The organism is Streptomyces sp. CBMA291, from assembly GCF_014596525.1.
GTDB lineage: Bacteria > Actinomycetota > Actinomycetes > Streptomycetales > Streptomycetaceae > Streptomyces.
Window position 1 is genome coordinate 1 of the sequence record NZ_MSJP01000099.1, and the last position, 6,958, is coordinate 6,958.

General features: G+C 74.9%; 6 protein-coding genes and 1 pseudogene. 5 read left to right on the forward strand and 2 right to left on the reverse strand.

The window, feature by feature from the left end; genetic code table 11:
• The 3 genes and pseudogenes from BU197_RS24095 to BU197_RS24105 all read left to right on the forward strand — a co-directional run.
• A pseudogene (locus BU197_RS24095) lies at positions 1–794 on the forward strand (hypothetical protein); the annotation flags it as partial.
• Positions 791–2,689: a TOMM precursor leader peptide-binding protein gene (locus BU197_RS24100; protein WP_188270406.1), complete on the forward strand. Its 1,899-nt coding sequence runs from the start codon at positions 791–793 to the stop codon at positions 2,687–2,689. The pseudogene BU197_RS24095 and the gene BU197_RS24100, both read left to right, overlap by 4 nt.
• Positions 2,690–2,732: 43 nt before the next feature.
• Positions 2,733–4,361 carry a thiopeptide-type bacteriocin biosynthesis protein gene (locus tag BU197_RS24105; RefSeq protein ID WP_188270407.1) on the forward strand — a complete coding sequence of 543 codons (1,629 nt, stop codon included), beginning with the start codon at positions 2,733–2,735 and terminating at the stop codon, positions 4,359–4,361.
• Between the two features lie 58 nt (positions 4,362–4,419).
• Here the strand turns inward: BU197_RS24105 and BU197_RS24110 are convergent, their stop codons facing one another.
• The gene (locus tag BU197_RS24110) at positions 4,420–4,647 is read right to left on the reverse strand and encodes a DUF6011 domain-containing protein (RefSeq protein ID WP_188270408.1); all 228 of its coding nucleotides are present in this window, start codon (positions 4,645–4,647) and stop codon (positions 4,420–4,422) included.
• Positions 4,648–4,683: 36 nt separating this feature from the next.
• On the opposite strand from BU197_RS24110, the gene BU197_RS24115 reads away from it, so the two are divergent.
• Together BU197_RS24115 and BU197_RS24120 are read left to right on the forward strand one after the other, a co-directional pair.
• A complete protein-coding gene (locus BU197_RS24115; RefSeq protein WP_188270409.1) occupies positions 4,684–5,169 on the forward strand; it encodes a glutathione peroxidase in 486 nt (161 codons plus the stop codon).
• Positions 5,170–5,369: 200 nt separating this feature from the next.
• Positions 5,370–6,161, forward strand: coding sequence for a putative protein N(5)-glutamine methyltransferase (locus BU197_RS24120; protein WP_188270410.1), 792 nt, complete (start codon positions 5,370–5,372; stop codon positions 6,159–6,161).
• 54 nt (positions 6,162–6,215) lie between these two features.
• On the opposite strand, the gene BU197_RS24125 is transcribed toward BU197_RS24120, so the two are convergent.
• On the reverse strand, positions 6,216–6,950 hold the full coding sequence (locus BU197_RS24125) for a hypothetical protein (RefSeq protein WP_317453407.1): 735 nt from the start codon (positions 6,948–6,950) through the stop codon (positions 6,216–6,218).
• Positions 6,951–6,958 lie beyond the last annotated feature (8 nt).

Consider the following 6,958-nt stretch of genomic DNA (forward strand, 5'->3'; position numbering starts at 1 on the left):
TGCGCCGCGCCGCCGCGCTCGGCGACCCGCTGCTCGGTGTCCTCGACGCTCCCTCCCCCGAAGCACTTCCGCAGTCGCCCGTCGCCCTGGCCGCCTGCCGTACACCGTCCGGAACCCTGGTGGCCGGGGCCGCCCGCACCGACCTCGCGCGGCTGGCAGGTGCCCTGCGGTCCGCCGAACTCCATCTCGCGGCCGCCGATCCGGGAGTCGCCGCCACGGTCGGCGCCGACCCGGAGCACGCTCTCGGCCAGGCCCTGCGGCGTGCCGCCCTCGCCGTCCCCGGAGGCGGCGGCGAGGCACTGCCCGCGACGGTGTGGCGGGAACACCCCCAGGCCGCGCACTGGACGGCGGCGCTGGCGCGGCGCCTCGGCCGTGACGCCGACGTCACGGTCCGCCGGCTCTCCGGCCATGTCTTCCTGGCCACCGTGGAAGGAGCCAGGGCCGTCGAGGCCAGGCCCGCCGACGCGGTGTCCGTGGCCGCTCTGAGCGCCCTCACCCGTCTGACGGCCCGTGACCTCGGCCTGGCCGCCGCCCACCACACCACCCCCGGCGGCGCCCTCGCCCCGCTGGCCGCCGCCGGGCAGCGGCTCCCCGCCTGGGTGGAGGAGGGCTGGACGATCCGCTGGCTTGCCGGACTCGCCGACCGGGAAGCCGACCTGAGGGCCGCCCTCGGCCGCCTCACCGGCCTGCACACCACCCCCTGGAAGCCCCCTGCCTCCGCCGCCCGGCCCCTGGCCAACGCCCTGGAGGGCTGCGGCTTCACCGTCCTCGTACCGTCAGGACACACCCGATGACCGACCTCCCCGTCCTCTGCCCCGAACAGGCCCTGGCGCACACGAGCGGCCCCGCCGTCGTCCACCTCGCCCACTGGACCCTCGGCCTGGCCGAACGCCTCAGCCGCCACGCGCTGGCACACCCCGTCCGCCTCGTGCCCGTACGCGAGGACGGCGCGCTGACCATCGTCGGGCCCGTGCTCCACCCCGGTTCGCCCGCCTGTCTCAGCTGCACCGAGTACCAACGTCTCGCCACCACCGGTGGCCGGGTGCCCTGGCAGAGCCCGGCCCTGGTCCTCGCGGGCACCGGAACCCCGTCCTTCTCCGAAGCGGCGGTCGCCCTCGCGGCCGACCTGGCCGAGACCGAGGGCGAGCAGGACGACGAAGCGTCCCCCGAGGCCGCGAGCCACGCCACCGTCCACCTGCTCCACGGCGACCGCGCCACCTGGTCCACCCACCGGGTCCGCCCGATCGGCGGCTGCCCCGTCTGCCACCCCCTGCCCGAGGACACGCCCGAAGCCGCCCGTCTGCCCTCCGAACCCCTCCCCCTGCCCGATCCCGCGATACTGCGCGGCGCCAACGACCGTACGACCGCCGAGCGGCTGAGGGCAGAACTCCACGACGAACGCTTCGGCCCGGTCCGGAGCCTCTACCGCACCGAAGACTCGGCCTTCGCCCTCACCACCGCCCTGGTCACCGACGGCCGCCTCGAAGACGACGGCGGATACGGGCGGGCGTCCGACTTCCGCTCCAGCGAGCGCGTGGCCCTGTTCGAGAGCGTGGAGCGCCTCGCGGGGATGCGGCCCCTCGGCCGCCGGGGCACCCTGCGCTCCTCCTACGCCGACCTGGTGGCCGAGCACGGGCCCGAAGCCGTCCTCGACCCCGTCCGGCTCGGCCTGCCCGACCCCGGCGACCACCCCGCGCGCACCACCGTCCCGTACACCCCGGACCTCGTGCTCGACTGGGTACACGGTTGGTCCCTGACCCACGACCGCCCGATCGCCGTCCCCGAGCACCTCGCCTACTGGGACCCCCCGGGCCGCGACCGCCCCCGCGTGGCACACGAGACCTCCAACGGCTGCGGGCTGGGCAACAGCCCCCAGGAAGCGGCGCTCTACGGCCTGTTCGAGATCGCCGAACGCGACGCCTTCCTGATGGCCTGGTACGCGCGCACCCCTCTGCCCGCCGTCGGCGTCCCCACCGAGGACGAGGAGACGGCCGGCCTCGCCGACCGCGCCCGCCTGCTCGGCTACCGGCTCACCCTGCTCGACGCCACCGACGACCTCGCGATCCCCGCCGTGATCGCCGTCTGCCGCTACCAGGGCACGCATCCCGACGCCCCGCGCCTCCTGCTCGCCGCCGGCGCCCACCACGACCCCAGGACGGCGATCCGCTCCGCCGTCGCCGAGGTGGTGACCAACGTCCAGGACGCTCCGCGCCGCTCCACCGCCCCCGGCGGCGCACGCGATCCGCAGCGCCTGCGGGCGATGCTGGAGCGCCCGGACCTGGTGACCTCGCTGGACGACCACGTCGGCCTCAACACCCTGCCCGAAGCCCAGCCGCGCCTGGACTTCCTGTTCGCAGGCCCGCCCCCCGTGCCCTGGCAGGATCGCTGGCCCGCCGCCCCCGAGCCGGTGGACGACCTCGCGAAGCTGCTGCACCAGACGGTCGACCGGCTCGCCGGGCACGGCCTGGAAGTGGTGGTGGTCCGCCAGGACGAGCCAGGGGTACGCGACCGGCTCGGACTGCACTGCGCCAAGGTGATCGTTCCCGGAACGCTCCCGATGACCTTCGGCGAGGCCAACCGGCGCACCCACGGCCTCCCCCGCCTGCTGAACGTCCCCCACCGCCTCGGCCGAACCCCCCGCCCGCTGCGCCACGACGAACTCCCCCTGCACCCGCACCCGTTCCCGTAGCCCCCGACCCGCCCCGTTCCCCCTGCCGTCCGGGAAGGACGCGATGACGAACCGACAGCCGCCGGCCACCCACTGGCACGGCCTGCACCTCGCCCTGCCGCTGCCCGCACGCGGGACCGACGACTTCGTCACGGCGGACCTCGCGCCGCTGATGGACGAACTCGTAGGCGAGGACTGGTTCTTCATCCGCTACGGCGAAGGCGGACCGCACCTGCGCGTCCGCTTCCGGACGACGGACGCGGACCCCGGCGCCCTGGCCGGCGAACTCACCCGGCTCGCGTCCCTGCGCACTCCGCCCGACGGCCCATGGGCGGCCCGCCACGCGGAGGTCACCTCCGTGGCCTACGAACCCGAGACCGACCGCTACGGCGGCCCCGCGCTGCTGCCGATCGCCGAGGAACTCTTCACCCGCTCCACCCGCACGGCCGTCGACGCGCTGCGCTCCCTGGACGCCTCCCCCGGCGCCCGGCTGCCCCTGGCCCTGGATCTGGCGCACACCACCGCCCACACCCTGGGACTCGACGAGTTGGCCGCCGCCCGATGGCTGCGGCGCCACTCCGCCTCCTGGCGCTGGGTGACGGAGTTCCCACCGCTGCCCGGACTCGCCGTGCACACCAAGGTGAACTCGGTCTTCGCCGGACAGCGGCAGACCCTCGCGCACCGGGCCGGAGCCCTGTGGAAGGCGCTCGACGCCGGGACGGCCGCGTCCTGGCTCACCGACTGGTCGGCCGCCGTCGCCGTCGCCGACGCCCGGATGCGGGCCACCGCGCCGGACGCGGCCGAGGAACGGCTCCACTGGGTGTGGGCCTCGCAGCTGCACATGCTGTTCAACCGCCTGGGGGTCGGGCCCGACGAGGAGCGGGCCGTCTGCCGGCTCGCCGGCCGGACGCTCCTGGAGACCGACCGGCCCTTCACCTTCTTCCCCGACGACCGGAGCGCTCCTGACCTCCAGTACCTGGAGGACAGCAAGTTCCAGGTCGGACGCCCCGAGGACACCGCGCTGCCGGACGTGCCGCCCGCCGGTCCACCGCGGCCGCTCCCCGGCGACCTGCCCCTGCCCGCCGACCCGCTGCCGACCGTCGCCCTCGCCGACGCGCTCCGCACCCGCCACTCCACCCGAGGCCGGCTGACCGGCCCGCTCACCGCCGGTCAACTGGGCGGCCTGCTCTGGGCGGCGCACGCCCCGGACGACGCTTCGGGCCACCGCCCCTACCCCAGCGCGGGTGCCATGCACGCGGTCCGGGTCCGGCTGATCGCCCTCGCCGTCGACGGCCTGCCCTCCGCCACCTACCAGTGCGTCCCGGCCCTGCGCTCCCTGCGCCCGATCGGCCCGGCGCCCGACCCGGACCAGCTCCGAGCACTGTCCTACTACCTCACCCTCCCCGAGTCGGACCCGCAGCGCATCGTCGTCGACGAGGCCCCCGCCGTCCTCGCCCTGTACCTGGACCTCGCCCACCTGCGCCGCCGCTACGGCCTGCGCGCCCTGCGCCTCGGACTCCTCGAGACCGGGCACCTGGCCCAGAACCTCCTCCTCGCCTCCGCCGCCTTCGGCCTCGGCACCACCCCCCTCGGCGGCCTCTACGACGACCTCGCCCACGAACTCCTCGGCCTCGACGACCTGGACGAACCGATCCAGTACCTGCTGCCGCTGGGCCGCCCGACGACGACCTGACGCACTCTCGGACACGGGCGGCGGAAACGCTCCCGTGCGCTCGGCTCCCCGGCTCCCCTCAGTCGACCTCGGTCCCCGGCAGCGGGTCCTGGGCCACCTCGTGGCGGCGGGTGCGGATCTCGGGGGCCGGGGGATGCAGCTTGGCGTCGCAGGTGGGGCCGAGCCCGGTACGGCGGGAGTCGGCGCCCGTCAGGGGGCGCCCGCAGAGCCTGCAACGGACCCGACGGGGTGCCCGTCCGGTCTCCTCGGCGGAATCGATCGTGATGGCCAGTGGTTCGTCTCCCATGGTGAGATCAAACCCCATCCCGACCAGGAGTACGCCATGAGCCTGTACGACATCCCGCTGAAGAACCTCGCCGGCGAGCCGGTCACGCTCGCCGACTACCGCGACCGCGCCGTCCTGGTCGTGAACGTCGCCTCCCGGTGCGGCCTGACCCCGCAGTACTCCGGCCTGGAGCGGCTTCAGAAGGAGTACGGCGAGCGCGGACTGACCGTCCTCGGAGTGCCCTGCAACCAGTTCGGCGGCCAGGAGCCCGGCACCGCCGACGAGATCCGTACCTTCTGTTCGACGACCTACGGGGTGTCCTTCCCCCTCCTGGAGAAGACCGACGTCAACGGAGGCGGGCGCCACCCGTTCTACGCGGAGCTGGTGAAGACCGCCGACGCCGACGGCGAAGCCGGTGACGTCCAGTGGAACTTCGAGAAGTTCCTCGTCGCGGGGGACGGTGCCGTCACCCGCTTCCGCCCGCGCACCGAGCCCGACGCCCCCGAGCTGGTGACCGCCATCGAGGCGGCCCTGGCCGGCTGAGCCACGCCTCCGCACGGCCGGTCCCGGAAAAGATCACACCCGGGACCGGCCTGAGGGTACGATGAGCGGGCTCAGGACACGGCGACCGAGGAGGTGGGACCCATCACTACCACGCAGGCAGGATGCTCCCTCTCGGCGGCCGTTCCCACGGCCCGGTCGTAGCGACCGCGGGAGCCTCCTCAGGCTTCCCGGAAGGTCTCATGTCGCTCGATCCCCCGCGCTCCCTCCGTACCACCACCGTCTCCCGACTCCGTGCCGCGGGCTGTGTGTTCGCCGAGGACGAGGCGGAACTCCTCTTCTCCGCCGCCCGTGACACCGTCGAACTCGACGCCCTCGTCGAGCGCCGCGCCGCCGGACTCCCCCTCGAACACATCGTCGGCTGGGCCGAGTTCGCCGGGCTGCGCGTCGCCGTCGACCCGGGCGTGTTCGTGCCCAGACGCCGCACCGAGTTCCTCGTCGAACGGGCCGTGGCGCTCGCCGCACCCGGCGCGCTCTGCGTCGACCTGTGCTGCGGCTCAGGCGCGGCGGGCGCCGTCCTCCTCTCGGCCGTCCCCGGCGCACGGGTGCACGCCGCCGACATCGAACCGGCCGCGGTGCGCTGCGCCCGCCGGAACGTCGAGCCGCGCGGCGGACACGTCCACGAGGGCGACCTCTTCGCCCCGCTCCCCGCCGAGTTGCGCGGCCGGATCGAGATCCTGGTCGCCAACGTCCCCTACGTACCCACCGAGGAAGTCGGCCTGCTGCCGCCCGAGGCCCGGGAGCACGAGCCGCTGGTCGCACTCGACGGAGGCCCCGACGGCCTCGACGTGCTGCGCCGGGTGGCCGCCGAGGCGCCCCGCTGGCTGGCGCCCGGCGGACGCCTCCTCTTCGAGACCAGCGAGCGGCAGACGGCCCGCGCGGTGGAAGCGGTGACCGCGCACGGCCTGGCACCCCTGATCGTCGCCTGCGAGGAGCGGTACGCCACCGCGCTCGTCGCGACCTGGCAGGGGTGACCACCAGGGGGAGCGCCCGGAAGGCCGCTCCCCCTGGGTCCCCCGCCCGAGGGCTCAGCGGCCGAACGTGTCGATGCCCTCCACGAGCCAGCGGCCGTCCCCGCGCACCACGTCCACGGCGAACATGGCGCCCGCGTACACCCCTTGGTCCTGGGCCTTCCCCTTGGCGCCCCGCGTGCCCGCCGTGCTCACGCTGCTCTGGTCGGCGTAGACCAGCACCCGGGCCCGGTCGCCGTCGATCCGCTCGACCGCACTGTCCGTGACCACCGTGGTGATCACCGACTTCTGCTCGGCCGCCTGGGCGAGCACCCCGTCGAACAGGGTCCGGTGCTGCTCGACGGCCTTCCCCGTGAGGAGGGTCTTCCGCGCCCGTTCGAAGGCGGCCGGGTCGGCCTGGTCGTAGGAGAAGAGCGCGGCCACGGCCGCCGTGGTCTGACCCTTGATCTCGCTGGTCCGCGCCAGGTCCGCGAGGGCCGTGTTGGCCCGCGCGGGATCGTCGCGCAGTCCGCTCGCCCTGCTGTACGCCCATCCGGCGAAGCCGCCGAACAGCAGGGTCAGGACGCACAGGACGACGAGCGGGACGAGGTGGCGGGGCCGCTCCCCGGCCGCGCGGCCGACCCGGTCGGCGCCCTCGTCCGCTCCCCCGGGCCGAACGGGCCCCGGCTCCCCCGCCCGTACGGGCTTCGCCCCCGCAAGTTCGTCTCCCGGGGAGGCACCGCGATCGTAGCCCCAGAAAAGCCCGTTCGAGCATTGCGGGTACGGAATCCGCCCCACTTCGGGGATCTTCACCGGGTACG